Raw genomic sequence first — 17,052 nt, forward strand, 5'->3', positions numbered from 1 at the left:
GAGGTATTAGATGCACCCAGTTATCAAAAAAGTCACCGAGCAAATTATTGCTCGAAGCAAAGAATCCCGTGCGCATTATCTGAATCAAATGGATAAAGCATTTGAGCGAGGTCCACATCGTGCCACTTTGCAGTGCGGCAATTTGGCTCATGGTTTTGCGTCGTGTCAAGCGCATGAAAAGGCCATTCTCCGTGCATCAACCAAGCCCAATATAGCCATTATTTCCGCCTATAATGACATGCTTTCAGCTCATCAACCCTATGAAAAATACCCCGCAATACTAAAAATTGCGATTCTTGAAGCAGGGGGTGTAGCGCAGTTTGCAGGTGGAGTACCTGCAATGTGTGATGGTGTTACTCAAGGGCAGCCTGGAATGGAGTTAAGTCTTATAAGTCGAGATGTTATAGCGATGTCGGCTGCTATTGCATTGTCCCATAATATGTTTGATGGCGGTTTAATGCTCGGTATTTGCGATAAAATCGTTCCCGGGTTGTTAATTGCTGCGTTAACTTTTGGACATTTGCCCTTTGTGTTTGTGCCTGCAGGCCCTATGCCCTCTGGCATTGCGAATAAAGAAAAAGCCCGCATTCGCCAACTTTATGCCGAAGGGAAAGTGGGCAAGGATGCTTTGCTGGATGTTGAGGCTGCTTCCTATCATGCCCCGGGTACCTGCACATTTTATGGAACTGCAAATTCAAATCAATTAATTGTTGAAACGATGGGATTGCATCTTCCTGGTGCTTCGTTTGTTAATCCAGGAACGTCCCTGCGAGATGCGCTGACCCAGGCTGCGGGTCGTCAAGTTACTCAATTGACGCATTTAGGTGATAACTATTTACCGATTGCTAAAATAGTGGATGAAAAAGTCATTGTGAATGGCATGATTGCCTTGCTAACAACAGGAGGCTCAACGAATCACACCATGCATTTAGTCGCAATTGCACGTGCTGCCGGGATAAAGATTAACTGGGATGATTTTGCGCAGTTATCGAGTGTTATACCGTTGATTGCTCGCATTTACCCCAATGGGGACGCTGATATCAATCAATTTCAGCAAGCAGGTGGTATGGCTTATTTAATGCGTGGTTTGCTCGATGCAGGATTACTGCATGAAGACGTAAATACCATCATGGGGTTCGGGTTACGTCATTACATTAATGAGCCAGTGTTGGATAATAAGCAATTGATTTGGAGAGAGGGTCCTAAAGAGTCTTTGGATTTAACAGTACTAAGAGCGCCTGCCAATCCTTTCAAAGCCGAGGGGGGCTTACAGGTATTAGCTGGGAACATCGGTCGGGGGGTTATCAAAACATCCTCATTACAAGCTGGGTCAGAAATCATACAAGCACCAGCAGTGGTTTTTTCTAGTCAGCATGAACTTGATGCTGCGTTTAAAGCGGGTGAATTAAATAAGGATTGCGTGGTTGTAGTGCGTTTTCAAGGTCCAAAAGCCTGCGGCATGCCGGAGCTTCATAAGCTGACTCCACCACTTGGTGTATTACAAGATAGAGGTTTTAGAGTGGCGTTAGTAACAGATGGCCGCATGTCAGGTGCCTCAGGAAAAGTCCCTGCTGCAATTCATGTTACTCCTGAAGCAGCAGAGGGAGGAGTGATAGCCAAGATTAAAACTGGGGACATGCTGTTGATCGATAGCAAAAAAGGTGTCCTCCAACTTCTAGTTTCCGAGGAAGAATTAGCCCAACGTCCTGGTGAGAAAATTGATCACACTGAAAACGATTACGGTATGGGTAGGGAAATGTTTGTCAATTTGCGCGCCAAATTAACTGGAGCTGAACAAGGTGCTTCCTGTTTATTCTCCACTGAGGCTTACATTCAATGATTAATTCACAGCATCATTTTGATGCTAGCCATCAATTTGCCATTGTTGCTGATATTGGTGGGACAAATGCACGCTTTAGTCGTATTGATTTAAATCATTGGATTGCTGATAAAGTTGAGGTTTACCCTTGTGCAAATTTTCCAAGTTTAAGTGATGCATTAGTTTATTATCAGAAAAATCAAAATCTTTATGCCATCAAATATGTGGCTATTGCTATTGCTTGCCCGGTGACTGATGACTTAGTGCGAATGACTAATTTCCATTGGCAGTTTTCAATTCGTGAAATGAAAGAAACGTTGAATATTAACGAGCTGCAAGTGATGAATGATTTTACGGCTGCAGCGATGAGTGTGCCATTATTGAATAATGATGAAAAAGTGCAAATTGGCACTGGAACAGCCGATTTAAGTAAACCAATGGTCATCTTAGGGGCGGGCACCGGGCTTGGAGTTGCTCATTTAATTCCAACGGCTAGTGAATTTATCCCATTAGCAGGTGAGGGAGGGCATGCAACTTGGGCTGCTCAAACAGAACAGGAATGGTTTATTCAGCGACATTTATCTACAAAATATGGACATGTTTCTTGTGAGCGGTTGTTATCCGGTACAGGTTTGGAGAGTCTTTATTTGGCTCTGGCCGCGTATCAACAAAAAGACGTAACGCCCTTGACCGCAGCGCAAATTGCATCCCTGGCTTTAAACAATGAGTGTGAATTAGCACACGCAACAGTAATGCAGTTTTTTGCCAGCCTTGGATGTTATGCGGGGGATTTAGCGTTAACATTGGGAACTTTGGGGGGCGTTTATATTGCCGGAGGTATTGTCCCTAAATTGCTGCCTTTAATGAAGGAGAGTGATTTTAGGATGCGCTTTGAGAATAAAGGGCGAGCAAGCACATTTAACCGCAAGATTTCGACTCATGTCATTGTTGCTGAATACCCTGGTTTAGTAGGCGCTGCGGCTTATTTAAAACAAGTGATGGAAAAGGATACTTATGACATTTAATCATTTCCTGGACGAAAAGAAACTGTTTTCTTTAAGTCCGGTGATACCTGTGATTGTCCTGGATGAACTTGATGATGCTATTCCTATAGCAAAGGCATTATTAGCCGGAGGAATTAAGGTATTGGAAGTTACGTTAAGAACACCTGTAGCTCTTGAATGTATTAGTTTGTTACGCAGTGAAGTTCCAGAAGCCATAGTAGGTGCAGGGACCGTCACAGGAGTGAAACAATTTGAGGCTTGTATTAGTGCGGAGGCTCAATTTGTGATCAGCCCAGGACTGACCTTGGAACTACTACAACTTGGACGTGATACAAAAGTGCCTTATATTCCAGGTGCTTCCAGTGTTTCCGAGCTTATGGAAGGTATTCGACTTGAATACACACACTTTAAATTTTTCCCTGCTGAAGTGGTGGGAGGGATTCCGATGTTAAAAGCGATTTATGGACCACTTCCTCAGTTGCGGTTTTGTGCAACAGGAGGAATCAATGAAAAAAACTATCTGGACTATCTAAGTTTACCTAATGTAGAGTGTGTTGGCGGAAGTTGGATTGTACCCGCTGATGCAATTCAACAAAAAAATTGGCATCGTATTACGGAATTAGCTGCAAATGCAGTACAACAGGCTACGCGTAAACTCTGAGTTGAAAGGACTTAACATTTTTTAAGGATGAAAACATGGCATGGTTAGTAGCAATTATTGGATCCGTGACTGGTTTTTTGTTTGGTTATGATGAAGGTATTATTGCCGGTTCTTTGAATTTAGTAAGAAATTATTTTAGCCTGACACATACCGATGTTGGGATTATGACATCTGCATTGCCATTTGGAGCATTAATAGGTTCAATGTTAATAGGACTAGTGTTGGCATCGCGTTTTTCTAAACGTTTTGGCCGACGCTCGACTCTTTTTTTCGCAGGGCTTCTTTTCTTGGTTGGTGCTTTAGGTACTGCAATTGCCGCAGAAGAATGGATACTAATTTTTGCGCGCTTTATGTTAGGTATTGCCATTGGAACAGCGGCAGTTACGACACCACTGTATCTTGCAGAGACTGCTCCCATGCACTTAAGGGGAGCAATTGTCGCGGTTTATCAGTTAGCTATTACTATTGGAATTGTGTGTGCTTATTCAGTCAACTATGTATTGATTGAACATCAGGCATGGCGGGCGATGTTTGCTTCTAGTGCGGTTCCTGCATTAATTCTTGTTCTGGGTATTTTCTTTTTACCAGAATCACCGCGGTGGTTAATTAGCGCAGGCAAAAAAGATGAAGCGGCTAAAGCATTGAAGCGTTTACGAAATGACCAATCAATTCATAATGAATTAGCGGAAATTCAAACTACGCTGGCTAAAGAGCCTCAAGGAAGTAGCTGGAAAACTCTATTCAAAAGACCATTGTTGTCTGTGCTGTTACTAGGTATGACATTATTTTGTCTTCAACAACTTAGTGGTATTAATGTCATTATTTATTTTGCCCCAGAAATTTTTAAAAACTTAGGGTTCACGAATACAGTAGGGCAAATTTTAGCAACAATGGGCATTGGATTAGTGAACTTACTGGTGACTATCATTGCTATGGTCTACGTGGATAAAGTTGGACGGCGTAAATTATTACTGATTGGCTTTACCGGGGCTTGCGTTAGTCTGGCAGCTCTAAGTCTGTTTTCTTTTTATCAGGCTTCTCTATTGGCTTACCTTTCAGTAACTTGCCTGACTATTTATATTTTCTCTTTTGCGATTAGCATAGGGCCTGTTCCGCATATCGCGATGTCAGAAATCTTTCCATTGCACGTGCGCGGCATTGGAATGGGATTTTCTTCAATTAGCAACTGGGGATTTAATACACTGACCGTATTTAGTTTCCCAATTTTGCATTATCACTTTGGTATTGAATTTACCTTCGCGCTCTACGCTTTAATCTGTTTATTAGGTCTTTTTTATACCTACTATTACATGCCTGAGACGAAAAATCTTAGTCTAGAGGCGATTGAGGACCATTTAATGAAGGAGCATGCATTACGTGATTTGGGTCGAAATCAAGATGAGGTTAGCTCAATTACAAAAACCGATTTGGTGTACGAGTAGCAGGTTAAATAATAGCTAAGTTGTGTTGGTTGATTGACACAACACAACTTATATCAAAGCCGTCTAAGCAGCACAGGTTATCGCTCTTGCTTGGTTTATCCCTGAATAAAAAGGGTTAACATGTTCCAAATTATTTTCTTTATTAATTGTGACTAGGCTTTGAATTCTCTCGGCTTCAAAGGATAAAAAACCTACTCGTATGTGTGCATTAGAGGGTGTAACTTGCAATTGAGAATATTCAGTGGTATTTAAAGAAATTATGTAGCATGATAGCTGTTGATTACTTCTTAGTCGTGATGACTCACATTGTTCTAATAATTCGATGGATGGATAAAATTTGCGTGCAACATTAGATTGCATTGCCAGGCACCAGGTTCTTATATTTTTATAATCTCTAATTTGTTCAACTATAGGAATAAAAAGGTCATAGGGATACTCCGTCTCTGATTTTTTGGTTTTTTTATCTGGCTTAAAAAACATGCTGCCTCCCTGTAATGATTAATAATTTAATAATATGTTAATTTTTATAACATATTATTGGGGTAATGACACTCACAATTTCATTACTATGACTACTGCAATCGACAATCTCCTCAAACAATGGGAAACAATTAAATCTAATAAAAAGAGTAATGGTTTTTTTAAAGATGCGAAGAATTTTGTAGAAGTAAACAAATTCATTGAGCAATTAAAATTAAATAATATCATGACCATCGATGAAATTATCCTTGCTTTACAAAAGATAGAAAATACCTCGATTGTTCATCATAGTACTCGTTATCCTTTTAGTGAATGGCTAGATAATAATCGCTATCGCGTTTTAGGCGATCTACATATTCCCTCATCTGGAAATCCAACTGTATTTTCTATATCTGCAAACTCAGGCCTTTGCCGTTTTTTTACTAATGTGCATAGTATCTTATTAAGTCACTATGAGTTGGCGAAACTTCATATTGAAGGACAGATTCCCGTAAGCAAAATTGATTACACCCACGATCAGCTTCAAGAAACACAAGTCTTTATGGATTTAGAAACCACCACTCAACAAGACAAGCTCCCCGATGGTAACGCGATTAAGGACTTTAGGCGAAAAGGAGTGACAATCTATGGGGCCACGATATATCCAAAATCAAATTCATTAGATAGAGATACCGCTATTGAAAAGGCTATCGAAGGATTTGCGGGTGGAAGTGTTGATGAGCCAAAGTCTAAAGCCGGTAAAATTTTTAATTTTAGTGGGCAATTTCTTGAGGCAATTTGTCTGGAAGAATTTTCAAACTCAATTGTCTTAAGAGACAACGAAAATGTACGATTAGAACGAGGCTCGGTTAAAGGACATATAAATTGGTCCAAGCACAATGAGGAGCCTTATGCTACTGTTCAAGTTAAGATATATAGCTGTACTTATAGTGATGATGCTGGACAGCAATTCTTAACAATGAGTAGCGATGGCTGTTCTCTTTATCATTTGTCTCATAATTTAGAACTTGAGAAAGCGATTAGCCAAAATCAATTAGAAGTAGTCGGTGAAACGGAGGGAAACGTGGTTCCTCTTTGTGAATTTAATTTAAAAATTAAAATAATGGTTAACGAGGTTGGCCATTACTTCGCAGTTGATCAATGTCATGTGCAGATTAATACAGATGACTTGCGCTCAACAAAAGATGTTAAGTGGTCCAATGCATTGGCTTTTGATGTTTAATCGGAATGGAAATCACCTGAGTCTTGTGAAGTTCTACGTAATAAGGTGGTTCTGTCATCGCGAATGCAATGAAGCAATCCAACGAAGTAGTGAATTGCTTACAATGTTTCAAATTAATGCAACTTAATTTTCTCACGCAAATCAATTGCTCGAAGTACTGCTACATAGCTCCAGGTTAAGGAAATAGCGCCTTGCTGAATACCGGTGTTGAGATTGATTTGTTCGCTCATCAGCAAGTTCGGTGCATAATGTTTGATAAGTTTTAAATAATTGTCACCTTGATTTCTATTCGCTTCGATCAAGGATCGGTGTTCCTCGTCATTGGGAAGCATGGTTGCCAATTTGTAATGATACTCTGCTATTGTTGCAGTCAAAATAAACCAGGGATTCCCTAAGCCATCATTGCGATAACCATCATAAGTGTCACCTGGATAACGACCAAACAGTAAAGCGTCGGTATGATTATCATTAATGGGGTAAAGCATTTTAAATTGATCTTTCAAGGCTGCAACAGTATTTTTTACATAAAAATTATCAGGGAGAAAGGGATTGTCATCGGTATGACCTAGTAACACGGCAAGCATGACCGCTGAATCTAGTTCATACGTTTTTTGAGGCCCAGGATGAGGGGCAAGACTTGCTTGAATAATGAGATTTTCTTTATCAATATGCTTCAGGAGCCTTTCTTCAATGAGACGAGCCTTACTTTCATAAAAAGCAGCGGTTGTTTCTTCTTTGAGTTCCCGAGCTAATTTGGCACCCTCGAGTAATGCTTTTCTTTGAACCATGGCTGTAAAAAAATGATCGCCATAAACTTCTTCCCATAGGTCATAGTTTTTCTCTTGCCAATGATGGGCGATATATTCTAAATCCATCTTAATCGCTCCCATTGTTTTGGGGTTTAATCCACCGTTGTACAGATGAGTACGAACGTAATCCATTTCTTTGTTCTTAATTAGAGCATGCGCAAAACGAATTAATGTTAATGCTCTAAGTGCTGGGCCGTCATTTTGTGGACGTCCCCAAGGTCCATCAAATGCACGTCCATCTAAATAAAATTTGGGTTCACCTAAAATATCTTGTCCTGGAAGGGTATCGACTTGGTGTTGTGCCTGTTCTACCCAGTGCACATAGTTAAAAAGTCGTGCTTTATCTTCTGGCTTCTTTTCTTTTTCATACCAGGTTTCTACTAAATCCATCGTGATCGCTGCATCACGTGTCCAATCATAATAATAATCGGGATAATATCGGGAAGGCGAGGCAATAACTGCTCCTGTATCCATGATATTGACAATAAAATTTTGTCGTAAAGTTTTAATTTCAGCCGGTGAGAAAACAGCCGAATGAGTAGTGGCAATAAAAAAATAGATTGATAAGGCAAAAATCCGTTTCATTCAAACTCCTTAAAGCTTTCTTCCTATTAAAGAGCCCACATCTTACCGGAAAGGTTTAAATCAAGCTATAAGGCATTGATAAGGAAATAAATTAATAGCATTTAATGTAATTGCGAACGCAGTGAAGCAATCCATGTTGAAAGTTGTTTGTAAATTGTAATGCATTCTTCGCCTAGAGGCTGAGTTTTTCTCAGAAATAATGGTATAAATTGAGTAAGTTTAAATAAAAAATAAATTAGGCAGGCATCCAATGAGAACTGTGTACTGGTTTTTATTATTTGTTATTTGGCTGCCTTTCAGTGCAAATGCCATCAATGTGGCATTACCCAATGGCATTGTGAAATTTACATTAAAAAGTCCAGACAGCCTTGGAACTACGGCGGCCCAGCAGTCATTGGCAATTGGGGGATTTTCTGGCCTTCGTTTTTTAAAAAGTACTACAGACGGAAAATTACTTTTTCTAACGCATACTGACAGAGGACCAAATACTGAATCATTTAAGAAAAACGGGGTGGTTATCCGACCCTTCATGCTACCAAAATTTACTCCTCGTTTAGTCGTTCTGGAGGCTAACCTGACCACAAAAACTATGACAATTGTACGACAAATTAAATTGAAGGATTTTGCAGGGAAGTTACTCACGGGGTTGCCACGACAAAAATCGCAGGAAAATCCAGTTAATCTCTATGGTCAACCATTGGCATTTGATAAATTAGGAATGGATCTTGAAGGGATTGATATTGCAGGGGATGGTGGTTATTGGATGGTTGATGAGTATGGTCCCTCTATAATTCATTTTTCTTCTCAAGGAAAATTAGTGGACTGGTTTCAACCTGGAAAAGGATTGCCAGAACTAATAAAAAAGAGAAAGCTTAATCGAGGTTTTGAAGGAATCGCATTGCATGGTCAAACTGCTTTTGCCATTTTACAAAGTCCTATAAGCAACGAAAAAGTCTTACCAATCATTGAGTTTGATATAAAAAAGCGTCAGACGACAAAAGTATATTTCTATAAACCCGATGAGCAATCGGCGCGAATAGGAGATATGGTTGCTTTGGATACCTATCATTTCCTGGTGATAGAGCAAACTAAAAAAAATAAGAAAATCTTTTTGATAAACTTGTTGAATACCAATAAAAATAAAATAGTTAGTAAACAATTGATTGTAAATTTGCATAATTTAGGCGTTAAAGAAGATAAAATTGAGGGAATCACTTTGGTTGGACTAAATCATATAGCAATAATAACAGATAATGATTTTGCTTTGACCGGGACTTTAATCCAAAAAACAGGCAAGGCTACTTTTAAAAAAGAATACTCAACACTGTACCTCATACCCTTACCTGCAGTGCTCAAAAACAAGCTGAACTAATGGGGTATTATTTAACTCTTATGCTGATATGGCTTCCTGTCTCGTCGGTACATTCAGGATCTGCGGTAAACAGCTCTTCATCAGATTTAGCTGCCAGGCCATGTATTGGTAAGGAGGAAAAGATTTGAGTCAGTATTCTATTACCTGTTTGGCTTACTACTTGTTCTTGTAAGAACTTATACACACCAAATATTGCTCTTGGATTAGGAGTGTTAGAAAAAAAGGTTTTAAGTTTTGATTCTATTATAGGTAAAAAATATTCAATTTGATGTGAATTAAAATGCTTAAAAAGCATTAGGATATCTGAAGGCGATTTTGCCCGAATTTTTTCAAAAGAAATTAAATTGAGAAGCTGTTTATTTTTATCATAAGAAAGATACTGCATTAACTTACCTAGCTGCTCAAAATTCATGGACAATTTGGGAAGCCTATCTTTCATTACTATAAAAACTTGTTTGCGTTGCTCGTGTGTAAATAATTTTCCCATTACAACATTAACGTCATCGATAGTATTTATCAGCTGGATAATTTTGGGATGCTCTAGCGTATTCTCAATTTGAACTGGCGACAAAAAACGAAGAATATTCCCTAATTGTTTCACTGTTTTTATGATTTGAGGTAAATTATTTGCGTATTTTTCATAGCTGCTTGCTCGGGAGCGCTCTGACATATGATAAAGGGTTTCGGCAAGTATTGAGGCGTTTTGGATTTGATCAATAGACATCATTGGATCCATCTTGGACGTAGTATTCGGCTTGCTGGCGAATGTCTCTGTTTCATTGATATAGTTAGCTAAATCTTGATGAAAAATAACATTATCTTTCAGGAAAACTGTCATAAAGTTATGTAGGTCAGAGTAATAACACCTGGGAATCTTATCTTTTAATTTATGCAAAGCAGACAAGACATCCTGGCGCAATCCTTCCTTTTGTGAATGAGTTGCTTTGCTTATTGGATAATCAAGTAATAATTGATGAACTGACGCTTTGAATTGATCAATATCATTCTGATTCCCACTGTAATTACGAAAAACATACTCATTGATATTTTCAAATTCAACTAAAAATTCTCTAAGGGCTTTTGAGCTGAGAAGGTTTCCTTTGATTGCCTGATAAAGTTTATATTTAAAGCGAAAATTGGGGGAGGCATCAAGAGCATAAAGCGCTTGCCCCTTTTTTATAGAATCTGAGTCTGAGATAGTTGAATGACTCTCAGAGAGAATATCTAGTAATTTATCTTTATATCGCCTAGGCAATCCCAGAGGACGCCCATAAACCCCAGAGTGAAATTTTTGCTGTAATATTTTGGGGATAAAGTGTAGAGATGTCTTTTTTTCGGAGTGTGGATTTAAATCAGATGTTAATCCTCGCTTTTGTAAATAATCAAGCTGATGATTTGCGGCAAACACGCTCCAACTTAGATGTTTTTCTTTTGGGACAGTATAAATTGTAGTTTTACAGGCATCGTTGAAAACCGGCACCATTTGTCTAAAAAATTTATTATGGATTGGATTAACATTTTTTTTATAGACACCTAGAATCACTGTTGCACTTTTTATATTCCGGCAATGCCTCAGATCAAAATTTTTATTAAACTCTGTCTCATCAGCCTGAATAACTTGTTTTGATTCACCCGGCACGGGATCCCTTGAAAAAAGGGACATTGGGATATCTAGATCATCCAAATGGCGGGCTATTGCAAAAGTAGTTACAGCACCACGACTAAAACCGGTTAAACTGATATCAGCTACCTGAATTTGGGTGTCATTGCCGGTAACGCCTTCTACAATGATTGCCGTGCCAAACTCTTTTTTTAATGAAGCTAAAGATAGTTTAGCTTCATTATCAAAGCATTTGCGAAGCTTGCGAGCAACTGTATCCAGATTTGGGCTGATATAACCAATTCCTGGAGTTCGACCACCAATAGCTTTATCTTGACAACCGTTAAAGTAGACTCTGATTACATTGTCATTAAATGCTTCTTTTTCATAAATCCCTTGAATTTTTTTTGCTGTATCGCCCGTCCCTGCAAAGGCGAAAAGCACTTTTGTTGGCATATAAAAAATATGTATAAATCTAAGTCATTGTGATTTATAATTATTATAAATGATTTATTATTTTTATTAAAGTGTGCCTGCCCAATTTGGTGAACGAAGACTTACTAAAATAGCCCTTAAAAATAAACAAAAAAGATGAATTTTTTATCGCTATTAAACGGAGTTCAGCAAGTCCATATTACAATACTTGTTGTACTACTTCGATTAATGGTTCTTGAAGTTATTTTGGGATTAAAACAAGCATTCAAAACATTTTTTGTCGCTCTTGCTTATAAAACCATTATAAATGGACGTAATCTCGATAAAGATAGCATTCTGGTACAAAAGACTAAGAGTAGTAGGGCACTTTATCAAAAACGTTCCCCCAATTTTTTTAGTCAATTGTTTTTTTTCTTCTCTTCAACGGAAAAAATGTTTAAAGAGGTGAAGAACGAATTGGAGAAGGAAAGAGTCGTTGAAGTGGATAAATCAAAATTTCCCAAGGCCTAGAATATTGGGGGTAAGATAATACTATTTGTTTTTAAAAAATCCTTGTGATACAAATGGTTGCCAAGATCTAACTGATTCTTCAGAGATTTTCATGGATGAAAATAATAAACACTTAACTATTCGAGTATGGCTAGTTTGTGCGTTAGGGTTATTTATCGATGGGTATGATTTGTATATTACCTCCGTTGCTGAGCCCTTTATCAATGCCCTATATCATCCCTCCTCATTGATGATCGGACTTACTCAGGCAGCAGCCCCTCTCGGCGCTGTGTTTGGTGCAGTTTTGATTGGACGATTAGCCGACATGATAGGCAGGAAAAGCATGCTTATTATGAATCTGGTATTTTTTGTTTTAATCGCCTTATTTAGTGCCTGTGCCTGGAATATTACTTCCCTTTGTATCTTACGGTTTCTTTTAGGATTTGGTGTCGGAGCTGATTACCCCATTTGCGCAGCTTACTTGGCTGAAATGATCCCTGAAAACAAAAGTAGTCAATTAATTGCTACGGCCATGTTTTTAAATTGTTTGGCATCTCCTATTGGGGTTATTGTGGCCTGGATTCTTTTTAAAATGTATCCCTATATGGATGTATGGCGATTGATGTTTGCCTCAGGCTCTATTCCCGCCGTAATAGGATTACTCTTTAGAGCGAGATTACCTGAAAGTTTTTTATGGAAAGCTCATCAGCAACTAAAAGTTACGTCAAATAGAGGTTTTTTTCATCAATACAATAAGATATTTTCTCCCCAAATGATAAAGATTACGCTTTATCTTTGTTTATGTTGGTTTTTGCTGGATATTTCTTACTATGGAATAGGTCTGTTCACACCTTATGTGTTGCAATCCTTTAATATGTCTGCCGCAGCTAATTTTGTCACTGCACAAACAGCGGTCTTAAAAAATACATTATTGGTTAATTTATTTGTTTCTTTAGGTGCTTTTTCGGTGATTTTCTTTGTCACCAGAGTGTCATTAATAAAATTACAAAAAATTGGTTTTTTGCTGTCCTTTCTGGGATTGTTCCTTCTCAGTATTAGTTATCTGTCATCCAATATGAATCTCATATTCCCAGGTTTTATTTTGTTTAATTTTTTTATCAATTTTGGCCCAGGCTTAACGACTTATTTATTGCCGGCTCAATTGTATAGACCAGACTGTAAAGCAACTGGCCATGGATTAACCGCAGGAGCGGGGAAGTTGGGTGCATTTTTGGGGACGGTATTCCTACCTATTTTCCAGGCAAAATTGGGTATTTATCTTACCACAGGAATTCTGGCAGCTACATTATTTAGTGGGTGGATACTAACCAGGTTACTGGAAAAAGAACAAAGAAAATTAGCTTCAAGGACTCTCTCATTGGAAGAACCATTGTTATTACCTGTTTAGCGAGGAAAATTATGTTTTATCAATTAAAAGAAGCGCAGCAACAATTTTGGAAAGAACACGGATTTATTAAGCTAACTGATTTCTTTACTAATGATCTCAAGGAATCCCTTAAATATTGGTGTGATGAGTTAACTGCATTACCGGAAACACCTGGAAAATGGATGAAATATTTTGAAACAAATAGCCAGGGACAGCGCCAACTTTGTCGTATAGAAAATTTTATTGATTATCATAAGTCAATGCATGACATTGCAAATGGTGAGCGTACATTAGCTTTAGTATCTGCGTTAATGAATGAACAGGCTGCAATTTTTAAAGAAAAAATTAATTATAAGTTCCCCGGGGGCGGTGGATTTAAACCTCATCAGGATGCCCCTGCATTTGTAAGTTTCAATCAAAAATTTCATATTACCATGATGCTTGCTATTGATGATTGCACACTTGAAAATGGTTGCTTGCAGGTGGTTGAGGGAGGGGCTAATCAACCAATTATTCTTCCTCAAGAATCTGATGGCTCTATTCAAAAAGATATTGCTGAAACCTTAGTATGGTCCCCGCTTGAATGTAAGAGTGGTGATGTGGTTTTGTTTGATTCCTATTTACCCCATTATTCCGAGCCGAATCATAGTCAGGGTTCTCGTCGCGCTTTGTTTGTTACTTTTAGCAAATTTTCAGAAGGGGGATTAAAGCGAATGTCCTATTATCAAGATAAACGAGAAAAATTCCCACCTGATTGTGAACGTGACCCAAATAAAGATTATTCTGCTGGCGCTGCTATTTACAATGTAGCCAATCCTATTACTTCAAGTATGCAATAATTATGAGTAATTATTTAGAAAACCAAATTACTAGCGCACTTGACTGTTTAATGTTCGCTGCGAAGACTGATTACATAGGGGAAGCTGTATCTCAATTAGAGCATGCTTTGCAGTGTGCTTATTTTGCTGAGCAAGAAACCCATGATAGCGAAGTTATTCTTGCTTCTTTATTTCATGATATTGGACATTTTGCTTCGCAAACACAGCAAAATACTATGGCTAATCTTGGTATTATCTATCATGAATGGATTGGTGCAAAATTAGCTTATGATCTAGGATTCTCTGCGAAAGTGGCCTTACTTATTGGCTATCATGTGGATGCGAAACGTTATCTTGCTGGAAAAAAAACATCTTACTTTGAGCGTTTATCTCCCGCAAGCAAAGGAACCTTGAATTTTCAAGGGGGGGTAATGTCAAGCGAAGAGAGCGAAGCTTTTGAATCACACCCTTATTTTAAAGAGATTTTGCAAGTTAGAGTGAATGATGAGAAAGCTAAAGAGAAGGAGCTTGTCGTACCTGGTTTAGATTACTATCGTCAGCACCTGACTGAGCATTTTAAAAAGAGCTCTAAGCCATATCATTATCCTAACTTGCCTGATTATGTTGATGCCTTATGGGTTGCGGAGTTTAAATGTTTTCTTGAAAAAGAGAGTGCAGCAATTCACGTTGGAGCTTGAGTGGAAGTCTTGTTGCCTTGCTCTGCTCGGAATGGTGTTGTGTATCAATGATGCATTTTATGTAATAAATTGACAATATTTCTGGGCAGACTAGACTTAAAAGCAGATTTAAATGATTTCGCCTATTTATCAAAGGCCCAAAGGTGGTTTTTATTATAGTTATTGGGGATGAAATAGCGCGTTTTAAAATTATACTTTTATAGGTGTAGCCAGATTCTAGCGTTAATAATTACCAAAAAGATGTAAGTATAACGCTTAAATCAGACAATACTCCGAAAGGATTTAGAAATGTTGTTAACAACTCCCTCCCTATCTTATGATGAACTCAGGCAGATGATCTGTCATATTGACCAGGCAATTTATAATCACCAGCAATGGTATAACGCCATAATCCGCACACTGATTTGTCATTTGCCGGCTAGTGCGATTGATCTTTCAAAAAATGCTTATAAAGATTGTCGTTTTGGCCAATGGTATTACAGTGATCTGCCACGCGGCATTCAAAATTATCAAGGGTTTGCTAGTATTGGTGATTCTCATAAAAGAATGCATGAATTAGCTACTCACCTATTACAAATCACTGACTCTGGTAAGAAAGTAACCCCCGTCTCCTATGATCGTTTTGCGAATGCGCTAGAGCAAATGCGACTTGAAGTATTTACTTTAAAAAATGAAATAGAGTTTCTAATGTACAATCGGGATATGCTTACAGGCGCTATCACTCGTTTAAATATGCTTCCTATTCTTATTGAGCAACAGGAACTTATAAAACGGCAAGGAAAGAGTTGCTGTTTAGCGATGATAGACATTGATCGATTTAAAGACATTAATGACAATTATGGCCATCTTGCCGGTGATGGGGTTTTGGCTGAAATAGCGAATTACATTATCCAAAATACTCGTCCTTACGATAAATTATTCAGATATGGCGGGGAGGAGTTTTTACTATGTTTGCCCTTTACAGAATTAACTGAGGGACAAAAAATGCTGGAGCGTTTATGCAAAGGCATTGAAAATATGGATTTTAAGTTTAAAAATAAAACATTAGTTCCTTTTACTGTCTCGGCTGGTTTAGGATTACTCGATCCTTTTTTGCCAGCAGCAGTGTCAATTGAACAAGCAGATAAAGCGATGTATGCTGCGAAGCAAGCAGGAAGAAATTGTGTCTATGTATATCCTGACAGTTGTTAAAACCAGGCTTTTTTATTTGTTTTTTTAGTAGTAATCTAAAGTTGTATTCACCTTTAAAGAGTTGCTATGAGCTACGTAAAGCTTCGACTGCTTTTTATCTGGTTGGTATTAAATTTTTCAGCAGAGAGTTTTGCTGCAGAAATGCCTTTTTATTGTGATGGGTCGCTTACCTATCCTTGTTTAGTACAAGAATCATTAAGCCAACTAACCCCCGTATCCCATCTACGAAGTCCGGCTTTAATTCAAAGCTATTACGATGGTAATGTGGAAGGGTTAGACGCCTTGAAATTAACGGCAAGTGCAATGCCGAATGCTATGGGTTGGGACGAGATTCGAGAGTACATTTATCAACTGGGAATGAATCCAAAAAAGACCATTGTCGTAGACCTGCGTCAAGAAAGTCATGGTTATCTTAATGGTATGGCAATTACACTATCTACAACACATAACTGGATTAACTTGGATAAGACTAATGAAGAAGCCAAATTAGCCGAAAGGTATTGGTTGAATCTTTTAAAAAATCAATTAATTGCATCTGTACTGACTCCCCAGCAGTTTGAAACTAACAATTATTTGCAGCCAATTAATATTAATATTCAAACCATTCAATCGGAGAAGGAAGTTGTTAAGCAACATGGTTTTGATTATGAACGGTTTTATGTAAGTGATCATCGAGCGCCAATTGATACTGAAGTAAACCGATTTGTGGAGTTTTACAGGCATTTACCAGCTGATACATGGCTGCATATCCATTGTAGGGGTGGGAAGGGTAGAACAACCAGTTTTATGGCGATCATTGATATGTTACATAATGCAGATAAAGTAAGCTTTGAAGAAATAATTTCACGTCAAGCTTCAATCCCTCCGTTTTATAATCTGGCCATGATTGTACGTAGCGACCCCGATCTAACCCCTTTTTACATAGAGCGTTTCCAGTTTTTACAGCAATTTTATCATTTTGCGAAGGCTTCATTACAAGGCTATCAAGGCACCTGGTTAGAATGGAGACAAGTGAATTAATACAAATATTAAACTCTGCT

Annotated in this window: 15 protein-coding genes; 12 read left to right on the forward strand and 3 right to left on the reverse strand. The window is 38.2% G+C overall.

Annotation, left to right across the window (positions count from 1 at the left end; all coding sequences use genetic code 11):
* Nucleotides 1-10: 10 nt before the first annotated feature.
* The 4 genes from edd to LHA_RS07055 are packed head-to-tail and all read left to right on the forward strand — an operon-like array spanning nt 11 to nt 4,926.
* Nucleotides 11-1,840 (forward strand): phosphogluconate dehydratase, encoded by a 1,830-nt coding sequence (gene edd / locus LHA_RS07040; protein ID WP_045105912.1) that lies wholly within the window; start codon nt 11-13, stop codon nt 1,838-1,840.
* Entirely contained in the window at nt 1,837-2,844 is a 1,008-nt protein-coding gene (glk, locus tag LHA_RS07045) for a glucokinase (RefSeq protein ID WP_045105913.1), read from the forward strand. Before edd ends, glk begins: the two co-directional genes overlap by 4 nt.
* Nucleotides 2,834-3,484 (forward strand): bifunctional 4-hydroxy-2-oxoglutarate aldolase/2-dehydro-3-deoxy-phosphogluconate aldolase, encoded by a 651-nt coding sequence (locus tag LHA_RS07050; protein ID WP_045105914.1) that lies wholly within the window; start codon nt 2,834-2,836, stop codon nt 3,482-3,484. Before glk ends, LHA_RS07050 begins: the two co-directional genes overlap by 11 nt.
* A 35-nt stretch (nt 3,485-3,519) precedes the next feature.
* Entirely contained in the window at nt 3,520-4,926 is a 1,407-nt protein-coding gene (locus tag LHA_RS07055) for a sugar porter family MFS transporter (protein WP_045105915.1), read from the forward strand.
* Nucleotides 4,927-4,989: 63 nt separating this feature from the next.
* On the opposite strand, the gene LHA_RS07060 is transcribed toward LHA_RS07055, so the two are convergent.
* Entirely contained in the window at nt 4,990-5,406 is a 417-nt protein-coding gene (locus tag LHA_RS07060; RefSeq protein WP_045105916.1) for a hypothetical protein, read from the reverse strand.
* A gap of 88 nt (nt 5,407-5,494) precedes the next feature.
* Between LHA_RS07060 and LHA_RS16025 the strand changes: the two genes are divergently transcribed.
* Nucleotides 5,495-6,628, forward strand: a complete 1,134-nt coding sequence (locus LHA_RS16025) for a hypothetical protein (protein ID WP_147292324.1) — start codon at nt 5,495-5,497, stop codon at nt 6,626-6,628.
* Nucleotides 6,629-6,741: 113 nt separating this feature from the next.
* Here LHA_RS16025 and LHA_RS07070 read toward each other — a convergent pair whose 3' ends face one another.
* Entirely contained in the window at nt 6,742-8,022 is a 1,281-nt protein-coding gene (locus tag LHA_RS07070) for a glycoside hydrolase family 15 protein (RefSeq protein ID WP_102046639.1), read from the reverse strand.
* A 250-nt stretch (nt 8,023-8,272) separates the two neighbouring features.
* Between LHA_RS07070 and LHA_RS07075 the strand changes: the two genes are divergently transcribed.
* Nucleotides 8,273-9,394: an esterase-like activity of phytase family protein gene (locus tag LHA_RS07075; protein WP_082060313.1), complete on the forward strand. Its 1,122-nt coding sequence runs from the start codon at nt 8,273-8,275 to the stop codon at nt 9,392-9,394.
* 7 nt (nt 9,395-9,401) lie between these two features.
* Here LHA_RS07075 and LHA_RS07080 read toward each other — a convergent pair whose 3' ends face one another.
* A complete protein-coding gene (locus LHA_RS07080) occupies nt 9,402-11,450 on the reverse strand; it encodes a hypothetical protein (protein ID WP_045105918.1) in 2,049 nt (682 codons plus the stop codon).
* Between the two features lie 135 nt (nt 11,451-11,585).
* Here LHA_RS07080 and LHA_RS07085 point away from each other — a divergent pair, with 135 nt between their 5' ends.
* The 6 genes from LHA_RS07085 to LHA_RS07110 all read left to right on the forward strand — a co-directional run bounded on the left by LHA_RS07085 (nt 11,586) and on the right by LHA_RS07110 (nt 17,032).
* Nucleotides 11,586-11,939 (forward strand): hypothetical protein, encoded by a 354-nt coding sequence (locus LHA_RS07085; protein ID WP_045105919.1) that lies wholly within the window; start codon nt 11,586-11,588, stop codon nt 11,937-11,939.
* Nucleotides 11,940-12,030: 91 nt separating this feature from the next.
* Entirely contained in the window at nt 12,031-13,326 is a 1,296-nt protein-coding gene (locus LHA_RS07090) for an MFS transporter (RefSeq protein ID WP_045107456.1), read from the forward strand.
* A gap of 11 nt (nt 13,327-13,337) precedes the next feature.
* Complete coding sequence (locus LHA_RS07095) at nt 13,338-14,144, forward strand: phytanoyl-CoA dioxygenase family protein (RefSeq protein WP_045105920.1); 807 nt, start codon at nt 13,338-13,340, stop codon at nt 14,142-14,144.
* 2 nt (nt 14,145-14,146) lie between these two features.
* Nucleotides 14,147-14,821: an HD domain-containing protein gene (locus LHA_RS07100; RefSeq protein WP_065238328.1), complete on the forward strand. Its 675-nt coding sequence runs from the start codon at nt 14,147-14,149 to the stop codon at nt 14,819-14,821.
* Nucleotides 14,822-15,109: 288 nt separating this feature from the next.
* Nucleotides 15,110-16,012: a diguanylate cyclase gene (locus LHA_RS16355; RefSeq protein WP_045105921.1), complete on the forward strand. Its 903-nt coding sequence runs from the start codon at nt 15,110-15,112 to the stop codon at nt 16,010-16,012.
* A 66-nt stretch (nt 16,013-16,078) separates the two neighbouring features.
* On the forward strand, nt 16,079-17,032 hold the full coding sequence (locus LHA_RS07110) for a phosphatase domain-containing putative toxin (RefSeq protein ID WP_045105922.1): 954 nt from the start codon (nt 16,079-16,081) through the stop codon (nt 17,030-17,032).
* Nucleotides 17,033-17,052: the final 20 nt, after the last annotated feature.

The organism is Legionella hackeliae (assembly GCF_000953655.1).
Classification (GTDB): domain Bacteria; phylum Pseudomonadota; class Gammaproteobacteria; order Legionellales; family Legionellaceae; genus Tatlockia; species Tatlockia hackeliae.

What these genes read in the sequence shown, in the direction of transcription:
- edd (WP_045105912.1), top strand. Translation starts at nt 11, where the DNA reads ATGCACCCAGTTATCAAAAAAGTCACCGAGCAAATTATTGCTCGAAGC.
- glk (WP_045105913.1), top strand. Translation starts at nt 1,837, where the DNA reads ATGATTAATTCACAGCATCATTTTGATGCTAGCCATCAATTTGCCATT.
- LHA_RS07050 (WP_045105914.1), top strand. Translation starts at nt 2,834, where the DNA reads ATGACATTTAATCATTTCCTGGACGAAAAGAAACTGTTTTCTTTAAGT.
- LHA_RS07055 (WP_045105915.1), top strand. Translation starts at nt 3,520, where the DNA reads ATGGCATGGTTAGTAGCAATTATTGGATCCGTGACTGGTTTTTTGTTT.
- LHA_RS07060 (WP_045105916.1), bottom strand. Translation starts at nt 5,406, where the DNA reads ATGTTTTTTAAGCCAGATAAAAAAACCAAAAAATCAGAGACGGAGTAT.
- LHA_RS16025 (WP_147292324.1), top strand. Translation starts at nt 5,495, where the DNA reads ATGACTACTGCAATCGACAATCTCCTCAAACAATGGGAAACAATTAAA.
- LHA_RS07070 (WP_102046639.1), bottom strand. Translation starts at nt 8,022, where the DNA reads ATGAAACGGATTTTTGCCTTATCAATCTATTTTTTTATTGCCACTACT.
- LHA_RS07075 (WP_082060313.1), top strand. Translation starts at nt 8,273, where the DNA reads ATGAGAACTGTGTACTGGTTTTTATTATTTGTTATTTGGCTGCCTTTC.
- LHA_RS07080 (WP_045105918.1), bottom strand. Translation starts at nt 11,450, where the DNA reads ATGCCAACAAAAGTGCTTTTCGCCTTTGCAGGGACGGGCGATACAGCA.
- LHA_RS07085 (WP_045105919.1), top strand. Translation starts at nt 11,586, where the DNA reads ATGAATTTTTTATCGCTATTAAACGGAGTTCAGCAAGTCCATATTACA.
- LHA_RS07090 (WP_045107456.1), top strand. Translation starts at nt 12,031, where the DNA reads ATGGATGAAAATAATAAACACTTAACTATTCGAGTATGGCTAGTTTGT.
- LHA_RS07095 (WP_045105920.1), top strand. Translation starts at nt 13,338, where the DNA reads ATGTTTTATCAATTAAAAGAAGCGCAGCAACAATTTTGGAAAGAACAC.
- LHA_RS07100 (WP_065238328.1), top strand. Translation starts at nt 14,147, where the DNA reads ATGAGTAATTATTTAGAAAACCAAATTACTAGCGCACTTGACTGTTTA.
- LHA_RS16355 (WP_045105921.1), top strand. Translation starts at nt 15,110, where the DNA reads ATGTTGTTAACAACTCCCTCCCTATCTTATGATGAACTCAGGCAGATG.
- LHA_RS07110 (WP_045105922.1), top strand. Translation starts at nt 16,079, where the DNA reads ATGAGCTACGTAAAGCTTCGACTGCTTTTTATCTGGTTGGTATTAAAT.